Below are 19,774 nucleotides of genomic sequence, written 5' to 3'. Positions count from 1 at the left end.
TTATTATCTGTAACAGAAAGTAAGTGTGTTTTTTAAACCTCAAAATTTAACTTTGCTTGTCTGTCATACATAATAATACTTCCGGCAACAGATACGTTTAAACTTAACTCCGATTTAAACCTTACTAAATGATGCGATTTTTCAATAGCCAGTTTAGACATTCTATGATCTTCTGCACCTAATAAATACACACAACGTCTTGGGTGAATAAACGTTTCTAATTGTACTGCTTTTTCATCTAATTCGACACCAACTAACATTGCACCTTTTGGTAAATTGTTAAAGAAATCATCAAAAGTATCGTAATGAAAATAAGGCATTGCACCAACAGCTTTATGTGTATCACAAGCTTGTTTGGCATATCTATTGCCAATCGTAAAAATAAAACTTGCGCCCATATTCTGTGCCGAATGCCATAAAACGCCTAAGTTTTCAGGTGTTTTTCCATTCTGAATTCCGATACCGAAAAAACCTTGTTCTAGATTGTTTACCATTATTTCTTAACCAACATTCGTTTAATTTCATTCAACTTCATTAAGGCTTCAATAGGTGTTAGAGCATCTATATTTGTTGCTAAAATTTCTTCTTTAATATTTTCTAATAAAGGATCATCTAGTTGAAAGAAACTCAATTGCATTTCTTCTTCTTGGGTTTGTTTTAAAACGTCTTTTACTTCAGAATTCTTGTTGTTTTTCTCTAATTTTTCTAAAATTTTATTTGCTCTATGAATCACCATATTTGGCATTCCAGCAAGTTTAGCAACATGAATTCCAAAACTATGATTAGATCCACCAGAAACCAATTTACGTAAGAAAATAATGTTGTCTTCCAACTCTTTTACAGACACATTAAAGTTTTTAATACGCTCGAAGGTTGTGGTCATTTCATTCAATTCGTGGTAATGCGTAGCAAATAGTGTTTTTGCTTTGGTTGGGTGTTCGTGTAAGAACTCAGAAATGGCCCAAGCAATCGAAATTCCATCATAAGTAGAAGTTCCTCTACCAATTTCATCTAACAAAATTAAACTACGCTCAGAAACGTTATTTAAGATTGATGCAGTTTCGTTCATTTCTACCATAAACGTAGATTCGCCCATAGAAATATTATCACTGGCACCAACTCTAGTAAAAATTTTATCTACGATTCCGATTTTTGCGTTTTGAGCCGGAACATAACTTCCCATTTGTGCCAATAAAACAATCAAAGCAGTCTGACGTAAAATTGCCGATTTACCAGACATGTTTGGTCCGGTAATCATAATAATTTGTTGCTGATTTCTGTTTAAAACAACATCGTTTGCAATATAGGTTTGATCTATTGGCAATTGTTTCTCTATAACCGGATGACGCCCATTTTTTATCTCTAAATCGGTGCTTTCATCCATAATTGGGCGCACATAATTATTATCAATTGCTAAAACAGAGAAAGACAATAAACAATCTATTTTTGCAATAATTTGTGCATTTTCTTGCACAATTTGTACATATTGAATGATGTCTTGCAGTAATTTAGTAAAAATATCTTGTTCTAATTTTGCTATTTTTTCTTCGGCACCTAAAATTTTAGTTTCGTATTCTTTTAGTTCTTCAGTAATATATCTTTCTGCCGAAACTAAGGTTTGTTTTCGAATCCATTCTTTTGGCACTTTATCTTTGTGCGTATTTCTAACTTCAATATAATACCCAAACACGTTGTTAAACGCAATTTTTAAACTAGTAATTCCGGTACGCTCGGTTTCACGAGCCAACATATTGTCTAAATACTCTTTACCAGAGTTAGAAATTGCACGTAAATCATCTAATTCTTGATGCACACCGTTGGCAATTGCATTTCCTTTATTGATGTTTACAGGAGCTTCATCAAACAAAGTTTCAGAAATTTTATCAATTAAATCTTGGCAAGTATGTAACTGATTTCCTAAAGATTTTACAGCGTTGTTTTTGCTGCTTTCTGCGGATGCTTTTATCGGTAAAATTGCTTTTAAAGAATCTTTTAAAAGTACAATTTCTCTTGGCGATGCTTTGCCAGTTGCTACTTTAGAAATTAAACGTTCTATATCAGAAACTTGTTTTAATTGATACGTTACCGTCTGAGAAAAATCATCAGAATCTATAAAAAACTTTACCAATTCATGACGATTTTTAATCTCGTCGATATTTTTTAAAGGAAGCGCCAACCAACGTTTTAACAAACGTCCGCCCATTGGCGAAATGGTTTTGTCTATAACGTCTAAAAGTGTTACTGCATTTATAGAATTCGGATTATACAATTCTAAATTTCGAACAGTAAATCGGTCCATCCAAACATAATTATCTTCTGCAATTCTACCAATATGTTGAATATGTTTTAACTGATTATGTTGTGTTTCCGATAAATAATACAACACTGCACCCGCAGCAATAATTCCGTTTTTAACATCTTGTACACCAAAACCTTTTAAGCTTTTTACCTCAAAATGATTTTGTAAAGTTTCGTTAGCATATTCCTTTTGAAAAACCCAATCATCTAAATAAAAAGTATAATATCTATTTTCAAAAAGTTCTAAAAATTGTTGCTTGTTTTGTTTTTGAACTAAAACTTCACTCGGATTAAAATTCTGTAATAATTTATCGATGTATTCTGCAGTTCCTTGGGCCACTAAATATTCACCAGTAGAAACATCTAAAAATGAAATTCCGAGTTGTTTTTTATCAAAATGAACCGCAGCTAAAAAGTTGTTTGTTTTGGTTTGTAAAACTTCGTCGTTTAAAGAAACTCCAGGAGTTACCAATTCTGTAACACCACGTTTTACAATGGTTTTGGTCATTTTAGGATCTTCTAACTGATCGCAAATAGCAACACGCATACCCGCTTTTACCAATTTTGGTAAATAGGTATTTAAAGAATGATGCGGAAAACCAGCCAAAGCAGTTTCAGAATCTGAACCAGCGCCACGTTTAGTTAACGTAATACCTAAAACTTCTGCAGCCTTTTTAGCATCTTCACCAAAAGTTTCGTAAAAATCGCCAACTCTAAAAAGCAACATCGCATCAGGATATTTATTCTTGATTGCATTGTATTGTTTCATTAAAGGGGTAACCTTTTTAGCTTTTGATTTTGCCAAGTTTTAGAAATTTTCTGTTAGTTTTGCGAAGATAGAAAAAAGTCTTTAGCCTATAGCTCTTAGCCATTAGTTTTCATACCAAACTAGCTAAAAGTAGAAAGCTAAAAGCTAAAAGTTTAAAACATGAGGAAATTAAAAAATAACGAATTAGGTAGAATAACTGTTGATGAGTTTAAAACAGTAAAAAAAACGCCAATTATTGTAATTTTAGACAATATTAGAAGCTTAAATAATATTGGTTCTGTGTTTAGAACTAGCGATGCTTTTTTAGTTGAAAAAATATATTTGTGTGGTATTTGTGCTACGCCACCAAATAAAGAAATTCATAAAACGGCTTTAGGTGCAACAGAATCTGTTGCTTGGGAATATGTAGAAGATACGTTAACTTTAGTTGAAAAATTAAAAGCAGATAATGTAAAAGTTTTAGCAATAGAACAAGCAGAAAACTCAACAAAACTAGATACTTTTCATCCGAAGAAAACAGAAAAGTACGCAATTGTAATGGGTAACGAGGTAAAAGGTGTACAACAAGAAGTTGTAAATGCTTCCGATATGTGTATCGAAATTCCGCAATTAGGCACCAAACATTCGCTAAATATTTCGGTGACTACAGGTGTTGTTATTTGGGATTTGTTTCAGAAATTACAATAGAAACTTTTTTATTATAAATGAAAGGACTAATTTTATGGTGCTATAAATTTAAGAAGTAAACACTTCTTTTTGAACTATGAAAAAAGAGAATTCTCTAATACTTTTATTTACCGTATTTGCAGTTTTTAATGCATTTACACAAACACCAAAAGACTCACTAAATTTTTATTTAGACAATGCTAAAGGATCTAATAAAGTTAGATATCTTAAAAAAGCAATTACGCTATTAGAAGATTTAAAAATAGATTCTTTAATACAACAAACTAGCATAGAATATGCCAAAGAAAGTTATTTTGCTAAAGATACCTTAGGTTTAACTTTTTCTAAGAATAAATTACAAAATCATTTTAAACGCAGTAAAGATTCTTTTTCTTTAGCTAAGGCATACCATTTTGCAGCGTTAAACCATAAAATAAAAAATAATTTAGATAGTAGTTTTTACTATTATCAAGAATCTAAAAAGATTTTTATTGGCTTAAAAGATTCTGTAGAAACCGGACGTAGATTGCTTTCTATGGCGATTCTTCAAGTTAAAGAATTCGATTATTTAGGTTGCGAAACAACCGCTGTAGAAGGTTTAAAATATGTTGAACCAGCAAAAGGTAAAAAGTATAGAACATTAATTTCGTTGTATCAAACCCTAGGAAACGCTTTAGGGCATTTAAACAGACCAAAAGAATCTAGAGCCTATTATATAAAGGCAAGAGAAATGGCTAAGTTTAATACGGTAACCTCTAGACGAGAAGTAAATTACCTAAACTTATACAATAATATTGGTGCAACTTATGTAGATGAAGGTAATTTTGATAAAGCAATTACGCTATTTAAAGAAGGTTTACGTTTTGATAGTATAGCTATAAAATACCCAAGACAATACCAAAATTTATTAGGAAGCCTATCTTCTGTGTATTTTAGACAAGGTAAAATAGATAAAGCAATTTCTGGTTACAAAACAGTTTTAGATGGTAGAAAAAAATCTAAATATGTTTATGGTGAAAGCGTTTCTCATAGTTTATTAGCAGAAGCTTACATGAAAAATAAACAATATAATTTGGCAAAAAAACATGCTTATATTGGTTTAGAGTTAGGTAAAAAAACAAGAAATAACGAGCAAGTTTTAGATTGTTTACAATTTTTAACTGAGTTAACTTTTGGTGAAACAGCCAAAAAGCATTTTAAAGAATATGTTCAGTTAAAAGACAGTTTATTTACTAGAGAAAGAACTCGAAAAAATCAATTTGCCAAGGTTATTTACGAAACAGAAAAAAAAGAAAAAGAAAACACAAGTTTAAAATTAGAAAATCAACGTAAAGAATTACTCATAAAAAGTGAAAAACAACAAAAAACGATTGGTTTTTTAATTGCAGGCGCTGGTATTCTTTTTATTGGTTTTGGTGCAAATATTGTTGGCAGTAGAAGAAAAAAAATACTTTTTGAAGCTAAATTAGCTCAAGTAGAAGCTAGAGAAAAAGAAAGGCAACAAATTGCTAAATCTCTGCATGATGAGGTTGCTGGCGATATTAGAATGTTGCATTTAAAACTAGAAAAGTCTAACCAATTAGAAGAAGCAAAAAGCTTATATATTATTAAAGAGAACGTTCGAAATTTATCGCACCAGTTAAGTAGCGAGAGCTTTAATAAAGTATCATTTAAAGACCAAATAATTAACTTAATTTCAGATTATTTTGAACCTGATTTTAAAATTAAAGTTGAAAATATTAATGATATTTCTTGGACAGAAATTAACAATTCTATCAAAAGAACTTTGTTTTTAGCTGTTAGAGAAAGTATACAGAATGCCAAGAAATACGCAGAAGCAACAAAATTAATTGTTAGGTTTTCTGAAAATAAAAAAACAATAACTTTAGAAATTTCTGATAATGGAGTAGGTTTTGATACTGAAGTTAAGAAAACCGGAATAGGTTTAAAAAATATTAGAGAAAGAGTAGAAGATTTAAACGGTGTTTTTAATATTGATAGCGCGCTAGAAAAAGGAACAACTATTAAAATTGATATTTCAAAAAATGGAAAATAAAATAAAAATTTTAGTTGTTGATGATCATCAATTAGTTATTCAAGGAATTTTATGTTCGTTAAAAGAAATAGGAGATTTTGAAGTGGTAACAACAAATAGTTGTGATGAAGCTTTTTTGCTGATAAAACAAAATCAAGATACCCAACCTTTTCAGCTTTTATTTACCGATTTGAGTTTCGATAACACAACCGAAGACACTAATTTAGATGGCGGAGAAGAATTGATTAAAGCCATAAGAAATAACGATTTTGATTTAAAAATTGCTGTAATAACTGGGCATACAGAAACAAATAGAGTGTATAATGTTATTAATAATTTAAACCCCAATGCATATTTATTAAAAAGTAAATGTGATGCATCAGAAATTAGTTTTGCGTTAACTAAAATGTTAGCCAACGATTACTATTATACGCATGAAATTCATCAGAAAATAATGCGTAGAAACATCGTTCAAATACAAATGGATGATATTGCTATACAAGTCTTAAAAGAGTTGCCAAATCAGCCTAAAATAAGCAATTTAGAAGGTGTTATTAAAAAGAACGATGGTTCTATAGTAAAATTGAGATCTATAGAAACAAAATTGGCAAATCTTAGAACAGATTTAAACGCAAATAACAATACAGACTTAATTTTAAAAGCAAAAGAGTTAGGTGTTATCGACTAAATATTGCTTTTGCGGAAAATAACATTTCAAATTACGGATTTCCACAATGTTAGTTTTTTTACTAATATTATATTTGTCTTGTAGATAATTATAACTCAATCATCTATAAAGAATGGGATTAATTGCGAAGAATAAGATTAGGGGCTTATTTTTAAACAATTATGAAGAAAAAGGAGAAAGCCTTTCTGTTAATTCAGGAAGGCTTTTTAAATACCTAAAATCATTTTTGCAATCATAAAATAAATTAAGATTCCAAATATATCGTTACTCGTAGTAATAAACGGACCTGTTGCAATTGCCGGATCTATACCTCTTTTATGTAGAAATAATGGCACAAATGTTCCTATAAGTCCAGCAATAATAATTACAACGACTAGAGATACAGAAATTGCAAGAGAAAGATTCACTTCTCCTTTATAAATCCAAACAAATATAAATAGAAATAAGGCCAAAATAACACCGTTTAGAGCAGCTAAAAGCATTTCTTTAAGTAATCTGCTATAAATACTTCCTTTTACATCATCGTTAGCTAAACCTTGTACAATAATTGCTGATGATTGTACACCAACATTACCAGCCATGGCAGCAATTAATGGTGTAAAAAAGAAAAGTGTACCGTATTTAGAAAATATATCATGAAAACCTTCCATAATAATAAATGCGCCAACTCCACCAACTAAACCCAAAAACAACCAAGGTAAACGAGCTTTGGTTAGTTCGAAAATACTGTCATCAGAATCTACATCTTGCGTTAAACCAGCAGCCATTTGATAATCTTTATCTGCTTCTTCTTTTAAAACATCTACAATATCATCAATTGTAATTCTACCTAATAATACATTATTGTCGTCTACAACAGGTATGGCTTCTAAATCGTATTTTGCCATAATTTTTGCAACTTCCTCATCATTTTCGTTAACGTTTACAGCGTCTACTTTTGTTTTAGAAATTTCGGCAATTTTTTGTTCTGCTTTGGCAATTATTAAGTCTTTTAAAGATAATCTACCAACCAGTTTATCTTGTTTATCTACAACGTAAATAGAGTGTACTCTGGTTACTTCTTTTGCTTGTCCTCTAATTCTACGCATACAACCAGCAACCGTCCAGGTTTCATAAACCTTTACCAATTCTTTAGCCATTAAAGCACCTGCAGTATTGTCTTCGTAAGATAAAAGTTCTTTAATATCTGCAGCTAATTCATCATCTTCTAAAGCATCTATTACGCGTTCTTGGCGTTCTTCTGATAGTTCACCAATAATATCTGCGGCGTCATCAGAATCCATTTCTCCAACTTCATCTGCAATTTCTTTAGCAGATAAGTTTTCTAGAATCTTTTCTCTGGTATCTTCATCTAACTCAGTAAGAATTTCTGATGTTTTTTCGCTATCTAAAAGTTTTATAATATATATAGCTTCATCAAAATTTACTTCATCTAAAACCTCTGCAATATCTGCAAAATGCACCTCTTCAAAAAGTACTTTAATTGCAGCATCATCATTTTTATAGATTAAGCCAATTAAATTCTCTAGAAATTCATCAGTAATTTCAAATGCCATTTTCTATTAATTTTTGTGTTAGAGAAATAAAGTCTTTAACAGATAATTGTTCTGGTCGTTTCGCAAATATAGGGTCTTCTTTTAAAGAATCCGAAAGTTGAAAAGACTTTAAACTAGAGCGCAACATTTTTCTACGTTGATTAAAAGCTGTTTTTACAACTCTAAAAAATATTTTTTCGTCTACAGGTAAAGAATAATCTTTTTTTCTGATTAATCTTATAACGCCAGAATCTACTTTTGGTGGCGGATTAAATACTGTTGGCGGTACCGTAAATAAGTATTCTACATCAAAAAAAGCTTGTGTTAAAACAGATAGTATTCCGTAAATTTTACTTCCTTCTTTTTCTGCAACCCTCATAGCAACTTCCTTTTGAAACATACCTGCAAATTCTGGTACAAATTCTTTATTTTCTATTGCTTTAAAAACAATTTGGGTAGAAATATTGTACGGAAAATTTCCAATAATTGCTACTTGCTTTTTTTGAAATATTTCTTGAATATTTTTCTTTAAAAAATCGCCTTCGATTATAGAAAAATGCTCTTTAGATGTGTCTAAGTTTATATGTTCTAAAGGAAAAGTGTCGTGTAAATATGCAACAGACTCTCTGTCTAATTCCATTACAGTAACTTTTGCTTTCTTTTCTAATAAATATTTGGTTAAAACACCCATTCCTGGTCCTATTTCTAAGACATCGTCATAACCGTTTTCTGTTAAAGCATCTGCAATATCTTTTGCGATACTTTCATCCGTTAAAAAATGTTGACCTAAATGTTTTTTTGCTTTTACAGACACAATCTTTGTTTTTATCTTTCTAAGGGCAAAGGTACAGTTTAAAAGGCGTAATTTTTATATAGTTATAAAATTATACAAACGCTCTTTTCGCTTTAAATAATACTTGTTTTATTCTTTTTTAAGATTGAAAGAAAGCAGAAGTATACCAAAACCTAAACCCACTAGAAAACCAGCAATAGTCTCTTCTGTTTCTATAAAAAAATAAATTCATCTAATTGCTTACACTTGTTGGAAAAAACTCTTTTACAATCTTTAATTCTGTTCTAAAAGCTAACATTTTATCTGCAAACTTTTTTAGAGCCTCTAAACGTAAATTGTCTGCATCTATTTTATAATAAGATTCTAAATCTTCTCTAGACGCCGCAGTATATTGTATAGAATATGTTTTACCACCCATTTCTTCTTCTACTAAAACTTCTGTAAGTTTTGCTGATGTAAATTTACCTGTGTCTAAAACTTTTACAACATGAGATTCTATCCAAGTTAACCACTCGTTATGCACAGAGTTATCTATGTTTACTGTTACGTTATATATATACATTTTATATTTTTTATTGTGATTGATTTTTTATTGCGAAACATTATCGCCTCTTAATTTTCTAAACTTTTTTCTGGCATCTACTAAATAGATACTAGACGTGTGATCGAAAATTATTTTTTGATAATATTCTTGTGCTTTTTCTGAGTTTTTAAGATGATTGTTATAGGTTTCTGCCATCATAAAATAAACATCATCTGTTAAAAAACCTTGATCATCTGCTGCTATAATTTTATTTAAAGCAGTTATTGCTTCTTCATATTTTTTTTGTTTGATAAGAAGTTTTGCCTTAAAAAACAGTACATCATCATAGATTACTTCGCTAGGAATAAATCCATTTATAAAAATATCTTTTCTAGTAATTAAAGAGTTTAATTCTGATAATGCGGCTTTATCTTTATTTTGAAAAGCAAGTAATTCTGCTTTTGCCAATTGCTTTAATCCAGACGGAATAGAATCTACAGGTTCATTGTCTGATATTTTTAAAAAAAGGTTTACGGCATCATTGGCAATTAATTGTGTTGTAGAACCTTTTAAAACTTTTAATTGTGCTTTTGCCCATTCGAAATCGCCTTTAAAATAACTTGTTTGAGCTACTTTAAACCTTGCTTCTTGTGCTAATTCGTGATTTTTTAGTTGTGTTTGAATCTGAGAAAAATAAATTAGTGCTTTATTAAATTTGTTAGTAAACACAAGAACGTCGCCAAGTTTTAGTTTAATTCTTGCTTTATCAAATTTTGAATTTGCATAACTTAAAGCTTTTTCTAAAACTGTATTTGCTTGCTGAGGTTCGTTTTTTGTAAACGTTAAATAATCTGCATAAGCAACTTGTAATTTTATAGTTGAACTGTTTTTACCAAAAACTAAAAATAAATCTTTAAAAAGGTTTTCTGTTTCTGGATTGTTAGTTTCAATGGCAATTTTCATCAAAAATAAATGTGCATTAATAGTTTCGCTTTTGGTAGATGATTTTTCTACTATAAAATCGAAACACTGTTTAGCAGCTTCATAAGAATTATTTTCGAAAGCAATTTTACCTAAGGTAAAAATTGCCCCTAGATCTTGCGTATTTCTTTGGTAAAGCGCATTTTCTTGTATAAAGGCTTTGTTATAGTCTTTTTGTTGTGTAAAAAGCCAACTTAACAAAACATTCCAAACATCTTTTGGGTTACTAGCAGATTTTCTTAAAAGTGTTTTTCTAAATAAAATGTTAGCCTCATTTTCTGCATCATCTGTAATGTATTTGCTAGTATATCTTTGTACAAGGTCGAAATATTGTTCATTTTTATCAACCAAATCTATGTACGATTCAAACATTTTTTTAAAATCGCCTTTTTCACCATAAATTTGAGCTATTTGAAAATTATAATTTGCGTTTTTGTTAGCTTCCATGGCTTTTTCATACGCCAAAATTGCATTATCAAGTAGATTATATTCTTTAAACAAGCGTCCTATTATTCCGCCATAAGAAGGCATTTTATCTAAAGAATTTAACGCTAGTTTATAATTTTCTGATGCTTTTTCTGTTTGTTGTTGTCTTTGATAATTATAACCTAAATAAACATATAAATATGCCTGACTTTTGTTCGCTTTAATTCTGCTTTTTAATAAGTTTTCAGCTAAAATAAATTGATCTGTTTCTTGGTAACAAGAAATTAATCTACTTAAATATGTTGTATTAAAAGGGCTAGAAGTATAAAGTTTCTTATAAATTTGTGTAGCTTTTTCATAAGCACCTTCTCGATAATAATTTTCTGCTAAGAGGTAATTATTTTTAGCATTTGTTTGCACTTTGTTTTGTGACACTGCTAAGGTGTTAATTGCTAGAAAAATAAGTAGAAATATTCTCTTCATCAAAATCAAAGATACTTAAGATTTATGTTAATTTTTTATTAAACCAAACGTATTTTACATCTTCTTTGTAACATTTTGGCACAAAACTTGTCTATAGGATATAATAACTAATTAAAACTTAAAATTATGAAAACTTTTTCTACCCAATACGAAGCTGCAAAAAGAAACTCTATAGAGTTTATGCAAAAAGGACAAATAAGTGCTTACTTAAATGCCTTAGTAGAAATGAATAAATATAAAAGACTAATGGTAGCTGTTATTGCTAACTAGGTTCGTTTTCAGTATCAGTTTACAGTTAAATTTTATCTAAAGATGATTAAGAACTGCAAACCGAAACTAAATACGTTGTATTAAAATTAATTTATCATATCAAAACCACAATAAGGTACTAAAACATCTGGTATTTTAATTCCGTCTGCAGTTTGGTAATTTTCTAAAATACCTGCTAAAACTCTAGGTAAAGCTAAAGAACTACCGTTAAGAGTGTGTGCTAATTCGCTTTTACCTTCTTTATTTTTAAAACGTAGTTTTAATCTATTTGCTTGAAATGTTTCGAAATTAGAAGCAGAACTAATTTCTAACCAACGGTCTTGTGCTGTAGAAAACAATTCAAAATCAAAAGTTAATGCAGATGTAAAACCTGTATCGCCACCACACAAACGTAAAATTCTGTAAGGTAATTTTAGTTCTCTTAAAATATCTTTAATATGCTCTACCATTCCGTTTAAAGCATTGTAAGAATTCTCTGGATGTTCTATGCGCACAATTTCTACTTTATCAAATTGGTGCAACCTGTTTAAACCACGCACATGTGCGCCATAACTACCAGCTTCTCTTCTAAAACACGGCGTATACCCCGTTACAGTTATAGGGAAGTCTGTTTCTTGTAATAAATTACCACGAAACATATTGGTAATTGGCACTTCTGCAGTTGGTATTAAATATAAATCATCAACTGTAGAATGATACATTTGTCCGTCTTTATCTGGTAATTGCCCAGTTGCAGTTGCAGAATCTGTATTTACCAAATGTGGCACTTGTACTTCTTTATAACCCGCTTTAACATTTTTGTCTAAAAAATAGTTAATTAAAGCACGCTGTAATCTTGCCCCTTTACCTTTGTAAACAGGAAAACCAGCACCAGCAATTTTGGTTCCTAATTCAAAATCTATAATATCATATTTTTTAGCTAACTCCCAATGTGGTAAAGCATTTTTACCTAAATTAGGTATTGTGCCTTCGCTAAAAATATTTTCATTGTCTTCTTCAGAATTCCCTGCTTTTACAGAAGTATGAGGTACGTTTGGTATTTGATATAACAAACCTTGTAATTCATCAGAAAAAGCAGCTAATTTTTCTGTTAATTCTTTAGACTGTTCTTTTAATTGACTAGTTTTTTCTTTTAAAACATTTGCTTTATCAACTTCACCAGACTTAAAAAGACCACCAATTTCTTTGGATAATTTATTAGATTCGGCCAAAGTGTTATCAAGAGAAACTTGCGCTGCTCTTCTGTTTTCATCTGCCGATAAAACTTGTTCTACAATTGTTTCTGCGTTTGCAAAATTACGTTTTGCTAAACCCTTTAAAACAGTTTCTTTGTTGTCTCTAATAAATTGTACTTGTAACATATTTTCTATGAATTATGAAATGCAAATATATAATTTGTGCTGTAGTTTTACCACGAATTCGTAAATAAATAAGTGTACTTAAAAAGGAGAATTATTTTGTAATAAATAAATTGATAATTACTACAATTTACAATTATTTTTGATGTAATCTCGGGCAGTTTCTTCGTCTTTTTTTAGTTGAAGAATTAAGTGTTCTATCGAATCGAATTTGTGTTCATCTCTTAGAAAATAAATCAATGCTACTGTTAAATTTTTGTCGTACAAATCTTCGTTAAAATCAAAAAAATGTACTTCTATTGTTTGATGATTTCCGTTAACAGTTGGCCTGTTACCAATATTCATCATACCAAAAATTGTTTTAGAGTTTATAATAGACTTTACAACGTAAACACCTGTTTTTGGTATTAATTTATAGGTCTCTTTAACGTCTAAATTTGCCGTAGGAAAACCAATTTTACCGCCTAATTTTTTGCCATTTACAACTTTACCATTCAATAAAAAATTATAGCCTAAATAGTTGTTGGCTGTTTTTAAATTACCAGCATGTAAAGCGCGTCTAATTTTTGTAGAACTTACAGAAACATCATCTATATCTTGAGCTGGAATTTCTTCAACCGTAAAATCATATAAATGGCTATATTCTGTTAATTGCTCTATATTACCTTCTCTATTTTTACCAAAATGATGATCGTAGCCGATAATTAATTTAGAAATATTAAAAGTGTTCACTAAAATATCTCTTACAAACTCTAAAGCTGTAGTTCTAGAAAATTTTTTACTAAAAGGATGAATAATTAAGTAGTCTAAACCTGTTTTTTCTAATAATTTTGCGCGTTCGTCAATAGTATTTATCAACTCAATGGTTGCATCTTTTTGTAAAACCATTCTTGGATGCGGAAAAAAAGTAAGTAAAACAGATTTTTTTCCAGCATTTTTTGCTTCAGATACTAGTTTTTCTAATATTTTCTGATGCCCAAAATGAACACCATCAAAAGTACCAATTGTTACAAAAGTTTTTTCGTTTGTAGAGAAATTTGCAATATCATTAACTACCTTCAAGCGGATCTAATTTTAATAGTAACAAATGTACAATTTCTGAATGTTTAAATTCATAGAAAAATAATTTTTTCGAATGTTAGATACCTTATTTTTATACCTATTTTTTATTGATTACATAAAATTGACACCCAAATAATAAATAATTCAAAAAAAATTGTATTTTGCATATTAGTTAACAAATTAATTCAAATTATGATAAAAAAGATTTTACTAATTGCATTTATAGCTTTTAGCAGCATTACTATGGTTGCACAAACCACAGTAACTGGTACAGTTAAAGATGCAAAAACAGGAGAGACACTTCCAGGTGCAAATATTAAAATTGAAAATAAAGCTGTAGGTACTAATACAGATTTTGATGGAAATTTTGTGCTAAAAGTTTCAGATAATCCGCCGTTTACTATAGAAGTTTCTGTATTAGGTTACAAAATGGAAAAGATAGAGGTAACAAAAAACAATCAAAAAGTTACTGTTTCTTTAACAGAAAATGAAACATCTTTAGATGAAATTGTAGTATCTGCTTCTAGAACGCCAGAACGTATTATGGAGTCTCCGGTTACTGTAGAAAGACTAGATGCAAGAGCTATTAAAAACACTTCTGCACCATCTTTTTACGATGGGTTAGAAAACTTAAAAGGTGTAGATGTTAATACAAACAGTTTAACATTTAAATCTGTAAACACTAGAGGTTTTGCAACATTTGCAAATACACGTTTTATGCAATTAGTAGATGGTATGGATAATTCTTCGCCAGCATTAAACTTTGCAATTGGTAACCTTTTAGGAATGTCTGAGTTAGACGTAAATACAGTTGAATTATTACCAGGAGCTTCTTCTGCATTATATGGTGCAAATGCATTTAACGGTATTATGTTCATGACAAGTAGAAGCCCTTTTAACGATCAAGGAATCAGTTTTTCTTATAAATACGGTTTAACAAGCCAAAAAGCAGCAGGAGACAATAGTTTTCATGATGTAAGTATTAGAATGGCATATGCTTTTTCTGATAAATTGGCAGCAAAAGCGTCTCTTTCTTATCTAAAAGGTACAGAATGGTATGCAACAGATTATAGAAATACAGCAAACGGTAAATACGCTGTAGGAGATAGATCTATTAACGATTATGATGGTTTAAATATTTATGGTGACGAGGTTGCTGTTGATTTAGGTGGTGCTGTTGGTAGAGTTAGTAGAACGGGTTACCAAGAAGTAGATTTAATGAAAGATTATGAAGCAAAAAGTGTTAAATTAAATACAGCTTTACATTACCGTCCTTTTGGAGATGATAGATTAGAATTAATTTTTAACTCTAAGTTTGGTGTAGGTAACACAATTTATCAAGGTGCAAACAGATATAATATTAGAGACTTTTATTTAGCGCAACAAAAATTAGAGTTAAAAGGGAAAAACTTCTTTGTTAGAGGTTATGTGACAACAGAAGACGCAGGTAACTCTTACGATTCTCGTTTTGCTGCAATTAACATTAACAGAAAATGGAAATCAGATCAAGATTGGTTTACGCAGTATGCAGGTACTTATTTAGTAACAGGTTCTCATGCGGCAGCAAGAGCGGCAGCAGATACTGGACGTTTAATTCCTGGTACTAGCGAGTTTCAATCTGCATTCGACCAAGTTACTGCAGATCCAAACTTAGTTACAGGTGCTAGATTTCAAGATCAAACTAAATTATACCATAGTGATTTAAACTACAATTTTCAAGATCTAATCGATTGGGCAGAATTTCAAGTTGGTGGTTCTTACAGAAGATATTCTTTAAATTCTAATGGTAGTATTTTTACAGATTATGATGGCGCTATAGATTATGATGAATTTGGTGTTTACACTCAAATGCAGAAAAAGTTTTTAGAAGAAGATCGTTTAAAGTTTACAGCTTCTATTCGTTATGATAAAGCACAAAACTTCGACGGAAACTTTTCTCCAAGAATATCTTTAGCATATGCTGCCGGAGAGAATAAGAATGATAACTTTAGAGCTTCTTTTCAAAAAGGATTTAGAAACCCAACAACTCAAGATCAATATATTGGTTTAGATGCAGGTGCTGCAATTTTAGTAGGTTCTGCACCAGATAATTTAGATAGATATACAAGTTCTCCTTTAAATGTAAGTACTGCAGGACAACCATTAGTTGGTGGTTCTACAACTACACTTTCTGGTAGATTAGCATACGAAAATTCTTTTTCTGCTAGTTCAGTTCAAAATGGGGCACCTGCAGCTTCTGCAGCACCATTAGTAAAGCCAGAAGAAGTTACTGCTTTCGAATTAGGATATAGAGGTTTAGTAAATACTGGTGAATCTAGAATTACTGTAGATTTAAGTGCATACTACAACAGTTATAATAATTTTATCTCTGGTAAAAATGTTTTAGTTCCTTTTTACGGTACAGTAGGAGATAACAGTTTGTCTTTATTAGCACTTCAAAACGGAGATTTTAAAGCTTTTCAAGTGTATACAAATACAACAGCAGATATTAGTTCTTATGGTGCTTCTTTAGGTTTAAATACAAAAATTTTAAACGGTTTCGATTTAGGTGTAAATTATACTTATGCTAAGTTCGATTTTGATCAATCTTCAGATCCAGACTTTGAAGCTGGTTTTAATACACCAGAGCACAAAGTAAAATTACAGTTTGGAAATCCAAATTTATTTGAAAACTTTGGTTTTAATATTAATGCAAGATGGCAAGGAGATTACTTATGGGAATCTACCTTCTTAGATGCTACTATCGAGTCTAGAACTTTAATAGATGCTCAAATTAACTATTCTGTACCAAGTATTAAATCTGTATTTAAGTTAGGTGGTGCTAACTTAGGTGGTAAAGAATATTTTAGTGCGCCAGGAGTTGGAGCCATTGGTTCTCAATACTACATTTCTTGGACAATTAATAACTAATAAAAAATACGATATTATATGAAGAATTATAAATATATAGGATTATTACTTTTATCAATTGGTATTACATCTTGTGATGTAAATAACGATTTAGATCCAATTGTAGAAGAAACAGGACCAGTTGTGCAAATTGATGCTAATGGTGTAGATTTTTCTAACTATGTAGCAGTAGGAGCTTCTTTTACTGCAGGTTTTACAGACGGTGCACTTTTTATAAAAGCACAAGAAAATTCATTTCCGAATACATTAGCCTCAAAATTTAGTGTAGTTGGTGGTGGTGATTTTAACCAACCATTAATGGAAGATAATATTGGAGGTTTTGTTTTAGGAGGAACAGCGGTACAACCACCAAGATTATATTTTAACGGTGTAGGACCAACAAGATTAACAGATACACCAACAACTAGTTTAGGTGTTAGAGCAAGCGGAACTTCATTTCATAATTTCGGAATTCCTGGTGCAAAAAGTTTTCATTTAACTTTTCCTGGTTATGGTGCTGCAAATCCATATTTTGGAAGAATGGCTTCTAGCGCTTCAGCTTCTGTTTTAAGTGATGCAGTTGCTACGAACCCAACATTTTTTACACTATCTGAGGTTGGAGGAAATGATGTTTTAGGTTATGCAACTTCTGGTGGTGATGGATCGGATATGATTACACCAGCGGCAACTTTTGATGCTTCTTTTAACGGAATGGTAAATGCTTTAACAGCAAACGGAGCTAAAGGTGTTTTAGCAACAGTACCAGATATTACTTTATTACCTCACTTTACCACAGTTCCTTACAATCCTTTAGATCCTTCGGATGCTACTTTAAAGGCTCAAATACCTTTATTAAACTCTGTTTATGGTGCAGTTAACCAAATTTATGTTGGTGCAGGAGAACCAGAACGTGCAATTGTATTTTCTGAAACTGAAACAAACGCAGTTGTAATTTTTGATGAAGATGCAACAGATTTATCTGCCGCAATTACAACTACTTTAGCAGCAAGCCCAACTTTTGTACCTTTTGTACAGTCTCTTGGCTTACCAGAACAGGCAGCTCCTTTAGTTGCTTCATTATTAGGACAGCAATACGGACAAGCTAGAGCTGCAACATCTGCAGATTTATTTGTATTACCAAGTAGTTCTGTAATTGGTACAGTTAATATGACAGCTGCTGGTGCTTTAATAGCTCAAAGTAACGGTCTTTTACCAGCTACTTTAGCCGGTCAATTTTCTGCAGAAGGTGTTACGCTTCCTTTAGGTGATAAATGGGTGTTAACTCCGCAAGAACAATTAGAAATAAAAACAGCTACAGACGGTTATAATGCTACAATTACAAGTGTTGCTTCTGCAAAAGGTTTAGGTTTAGTAGACTTAAATGCAATTTTAAGTGAAGCAGCTGGTGGTATTAAGTTTGATAGATATACATTAACACCTTCTTTAGTTACAGGTGGTTTAGTTAGTTTAGATGGTATTCATTTAACTGGTAGAGGTTATGCTTTAATGGCTAATAAAGTTTTAGCGGCAATAGATGCTACTTATGGTAGTAATTTTACTGTTGCTACAGATGGTTTAGCAAAAGCAGATGATTTCCCAACAAACTATTCTCCTACTTTAAAATAAATAGCAGAATAGATATTATAAAAAAGGCTGAGAATTTTAATTCTCAGCCTTTTTTAATATCCGAAAGTTTTAGGTTCAATTATTCATTAGTTTTCTACAGAGTGATTTTATTTAGTTTATAATAGTCTTTTTAGGCTTTATTTAAATAGTTTTACATAAGATGACAGTGAATAATGATGGCTTTTGTTTTAGGTTGCTTAATCAAGTTTATTTAATAAAAAAAGACGACTATGAAGCCGTCTTTTTTATGATATTAAAGTTTGTATTAGTTACCGATTAAAGAAGCTCTAGCACCACCATTATTAAATAATGCTCTCATTCTATTTCTTTGACCGTCTGTAAACATGTACATACAAGCATCATCAGTATAATCCATGTAGTTCATTGTCATATCTGTTGTTTTACAGTTTACAGTAGGAAAGGTTGGACACCCATAATTTGGTCCATCAGAACTAGGTGTATCTACAACAAAATCATCTTGACGACATCTACCGTCTCCCCAAATATGACGTAAGTTTAAGTAATGACCAACTTCATGTGTTCCTGTTCTACCTTTATTAAAAGGAGCAGAAACATATCCTGTTGTACCGAAGTATTGAGGTGAAATTACAACACCATCTGTAGCAGAGTTTCCTCCAGGAAATTGAGCGTATCCTAAAATTCCACCACCAATTTCTGCTACCCAAATGTTTAAATGTGTGTTTGGTGTAATAGGAGGGTAAGCGCTTTTTACAGCGTTATTTGTACCCCAAGCAGTGTTAGAGTTAGCATATCTAAATGTTCCTGCTAAAGTAAATTCTATTCCAGCATCTGTTGCATCATTTTCAAATGTAGATCCAGAAGGTAAATTTAAATCAGAATTTGCTTTTCTAAAATCTTGATTTAAAACATTAATTTGAGAAGTAACTTGAGCATTACTTATATTTTGATTTGAGTTACTATAAACAATATGAACATACACAGGAATGTTTATAATGCCCAAATTATCATTGATAGGTGTAACATCTACATCTGAAGAATTTCCATCGCCACCATTTGATCCGCCTCCTTTTACAGGTTTACCTTTTGCGTTTATAAACTTTCTTGTTGCGTATTCTACATCATACATTTTTTTGTATAGACCAGGTATTTCATTTAATTGCCTGTTTAATACTTGCATAGAGTAGCATTGTTTTTGTTTTTTTGAAGTACCTTTTGCTTCATATTCGTCTGTATGAACATAAAAGTCACTCATGTCTACTTTTGATTGTTGATCTAAAGCTACTTCTGGGTCATTTTCTTGGCATCCCATAAAAGTACCTGCTGCAATTAATAATCCTAATAATCCTTTTTTAATCATTTCTCTAGTTTTTGGAGGTTTTAATAATTGTTA

Annotated in this window: 15 protein-coding genes; 6 read left to right on the top strand and 9 right to left on the bottom strand. The window is 30.8% G+C overall.

Features of this window, described 5'->3' with window-relative positions; all coding sequences use genetic code 11:
- Positions 1-32: 32 nt before the first annotated feature.
- Positions 33-494 carry an RNA methyltransferase gene (locus BXQ17_RS10680; RefSeq protein WP_077810637.1) on the bottom strand — a complete coding sequence of 154 codons (462 nt, stop codon included), beginning with the start codon at positions 492-494 and terminating at the stop codon, positions 33-35.
- A complete protein-coding gene (gene mutS / locus BXQ17_RS10675) occupies positions 494-3,103 on the bottom strand; it encodes a DNA mismatch repair protein MutS (RefSeq protein WP_077810636.1) in 2,610 nt (869 codons plus the stop codon). Before mutS ends, BXQ17_RS10680 begins: the two co-directional genes overlap by 1 nt.
- A gap of 123 nt (positions 3,104-3,226) precedes the next feature.
- Between mutS and BXQ17_RS10670 the strand changes: the two genes are divergently transcribed.
- The 3 genes from BXQ17_RS10670 to BXQ17_RS10660 all read left to right on the top strand — a co-directional run bounded on the left by BXQ17_RS10670 (position 3,227) and on the right by BXQ17_RS10660 (position 6,456).
- Complete coding sequence (locus BXQ17_RS10670) at positions 3,227-3,754, top strand: RNA methyltransferase (RefSeq protein ID WP_077810635.1); 528 nt, start codon at positions 3,227-3,229, stop codon at positions 3,752-3,754.
- A gap of 76 nt (positions 3,755-3,830) precedes the next feature.
- Positions 3,831-5,789 carry a tetratricopeptide repeat-containing sensor histidine kinase gene (locus BXQ17_RS10665; protein ID WP_077810634.1) on the top strand — a complete coding sequence of 653 codons (1,959 nt, stop codon included), beginning with the start codon at positions 3,831-3,833 and terminating at the stop codon, positions 5,787-5,789.
- Complete coding sequence (locus BXQ17_RS10660) at positions 5,779-6,456, top strand: response regulator transcription factor (RefSeq protein WP_077810633.1); 678 nt, start codon at positions 5,779-5,781, stop codon at positions 6,454-6,456. The genes BXQ17_RS10665 and BXQ17_RS10660 overlap by 11 nt, the downstream gene beginning before the upstream one ends.
- 206 nt (positions 6,457-6,662) lie before the next feature.
- Here the strand turns inward: BXQ17_RS10660 and mgtE are convergent, their stop codons facing one another.
- The 4 genes from mgtE to BXQ17_RS10640 all read right to left on the bottom strand — a co-directional run bounded on the left by mgtE (position 6,663) and on the right by BXQ17_RS10640 (position 11,149).
- Entirely contained in the window at positions 6,663-8,012 is a 1,350-nt protein-coding gene (mgtE, locus tag BXQ17_RS10655) for a magnesium transporter (RefSeq protein ID WP_077810632.1), read from the bottom strand.
- Positions 8,002-8,805 carry a 16S rRNA (adenine(1518)-N(6)/adenine(1519)-N(6))-dimethyltransferase RsmA gene (gene rsmA / locus BXQ17_RS10650; protein WP_077810631.1) on the bottom strand — a complete coding sequence of 268 codons (804 nt, stop codon included), beginning with the start codon at positions 8,803-8,805 and terminating at the stop codon, positions 8,002-8,004. Before rsmA ends, mgtE begins: the two co-directional genes overlap by 11 nt.
- Positions 8,806-9,016: 211 nt before the next feature.
- Complete coding sequence (locus BXQ17_RS10645) at positions 9,017-9,346, bottom strand: DUF4286 family protein (protein WP_077810630.1); 330 nt, start codon at positions 9,344-9,346, stop codon at positions 9,017-9,019.
- Between the two features lie 27 nt (positions 9,347-9,373).
- Positions 9,374-11,149, bottom strand: a complete 1,776-nt coding sequence (locus BXQ17_RS10640; protein ID WP_254712372.1) for a tetratricopeptide repeat protein — start codon at positions 11,147-11,149, stop codon at positions 9,374-9,376.
- A gap of 174 nt (positions 11,150-11,323) precedes the next feature.
- On the opposite strand from BXQ17_RS10640, the gene BXQ17_RS14565 reads away from it, so the two are divergent.
- Positions 11,324-11,467: a hypothetical protein gene (locus BXQ17_RS14565; protein ID WP_172830867.1), complete on the top strand. Its 144-nt coding sequence runs from the start codon at positions 11,324-11,326 to the stop codon at positions 11,465-11,467.
- A gap of 86 nt (positions 11,468-11,553) precedes the next feature.
- Here BXQ17_RS14565 and serS read toward each other — a convergent pair whose 3' ends face one another.
- Positions 11,554-12,828 (bottom strand): serine--tRNA ligase, encoded by a 1,275-nt coding sequence (serS, locus tag BXQ17_RS10635; RefSeq protein WP_077810628.1) that lies wholly within the window; start codon positions 12,826-12,828, stop codon positions 11,554-11,556.
- A 120-nt stretch (positions 12,829-12,948) separates the two neighbouring features.
- A complete protein-coding gene (locus BXQ17_RS10630; RefSeq protein WP_077810627.1) occupies positions 12,949-13,887 on the bottom strand; it encodes a bifunctional riboflavin kinase/FAD synthetase in 939 nt (312 codons plus the stop codon).
- Positions 13,888-14,079: 192 nt separating this feature from the next.
- On the opposite strand from BXQ17_RS10630, the gene BXQ17_RS10625 reads away from it, so the two are divergent.
- A complete protein-coding gene (locus BXQ17_RS10625) occupies positions 14,080-16,797 on the top strand; it encodes a TonB-dependent receptor (protein ID WP_077810626.1) in 2,718 nt (905 codons plus the stop codon).
- Between the two features lie 18 nt (positions 16,798-16,815).
- Positions 16,816-18,402: a G-D-S-L family lipolytic protein gene (locus BXQ17_RS10620; protein WP_077810625.1), complete on the top strand. Its 1,587-nt coding sequence runs from the start codon at positions 16,816-16,818 to the stop codon at positions 18,400-18,402.
- A 265-nt stretch (positions 18,403-18,667) separates the two neighbouring features.
- On the opposite strand, the gene BXQ17_RS10615 is transcribed toward BXQ17_RS10620, so the two are convergent.
- A complete protein-coding gene (locus BXQ17_RS10615) occupies positions 18,668-19,741 on the bottom strand; it encodes a zinc metalloprotease (protein WP_187661398.1) in 1,074 nt (357 codons plus the stop codon).
- Between the last annotated feature and the right edge of the window lie 33 nt (positions 19,742-19,774).

The sequence above is a fragment of the Polaribacter sp. BM10 genome, assembly GCF_002005425.1.
In the GTDB taxonomy this organism is placed as follows: Bacteria; Bacteroidota; Bacteroidia; order Flavobacteriales; family Flavobacteriaceae; genus Polaribacter; species Polaribacter marinaquae.
Note: the sequence above shows the minus strand (reverse complement) of the source record. Positions and strands in the feature narration are given on the sequence as shown.

Excerpts from the sequence above, each read along its gene's own strand:
- BXQ17_RS10625 (WP_077810626.1), top strand. The coding sequence starts at position 14,080 with ATGATAAAAAAGATTTTACTAATTGCATTTATAGCTTTTAGCAGCATT.
- BXQ17_RS14565 (WP_172830867.1), top strand. The coding sequence starts at position 11,324 with ATGAAAACTTTTTCTACCCAATACGAAGCTGCAAAAAGAAACTCTATA.
- BXQ17_RS10670 (WP_077810635.1), top strand. The coding sequence starts at position 3,227 with ATGAGGAAATTAAAAAATAACGAATTAGGTAGAATAACTGTTGATGAG.
- BXQ17_RS10645 (WP_077810630.1), bottom strand. The coding sequence starts at position 9,346 with ATGTATATATATAACGTAACAGTAAACATAGATAACTCTGTGCATAAC.
- mgtE (WP_077810632.1), bottom strand. The coding sequence starts at position 8,012 with ATGGCATTTGAAATTACTGATGAATTTCTAGAGAATTTAATTGGCTTA.
- BXQ17_RS10665 (WP_077810634.1), top strand. The coding sequence starts at position 3,831 with ATGAAAAAAGAGAATTCTCTAATACTTTTATTTACCGTATTTGCAGTT.
- BXQ17_RS10620 (WP_077810625.1), top strand. The coding sequence starts at position 16,816 with ATGAAGAATTATAAATATATAGGATTATTACTTTTATCAATTGGTATT.
- BXQ17_RS10615 (WP_187661398.1), bottom strand. The coding sequence starts at position 19,741 with ATGATTAAAAAAGGATTATTAGGATTATTAATTGCAGCAGGTACTTTT.
- BXQ17_RS10680 (WP_077810637.1), bottom strand. The coding sequence starts at position 494 with ATGGTAAACAATCTAGAACAAGGTTTTTTCGGTATCGGAATTCAGAAT.
- BXQ17_RS10660 (WP_077810633.1), top strand. The coding sequence starts at position 5,779 with ATGGAAAATAAAATAAAAATTTTAGTTGTTGATGATCATCAATTAGTT.
- serS (WP_077810628.1), bottom strand. The coding sequence starts at position 12,828 with ATGTTACAAGTACAATTTATTAGAGACAACAAAGAAACTGTTTTAAAG.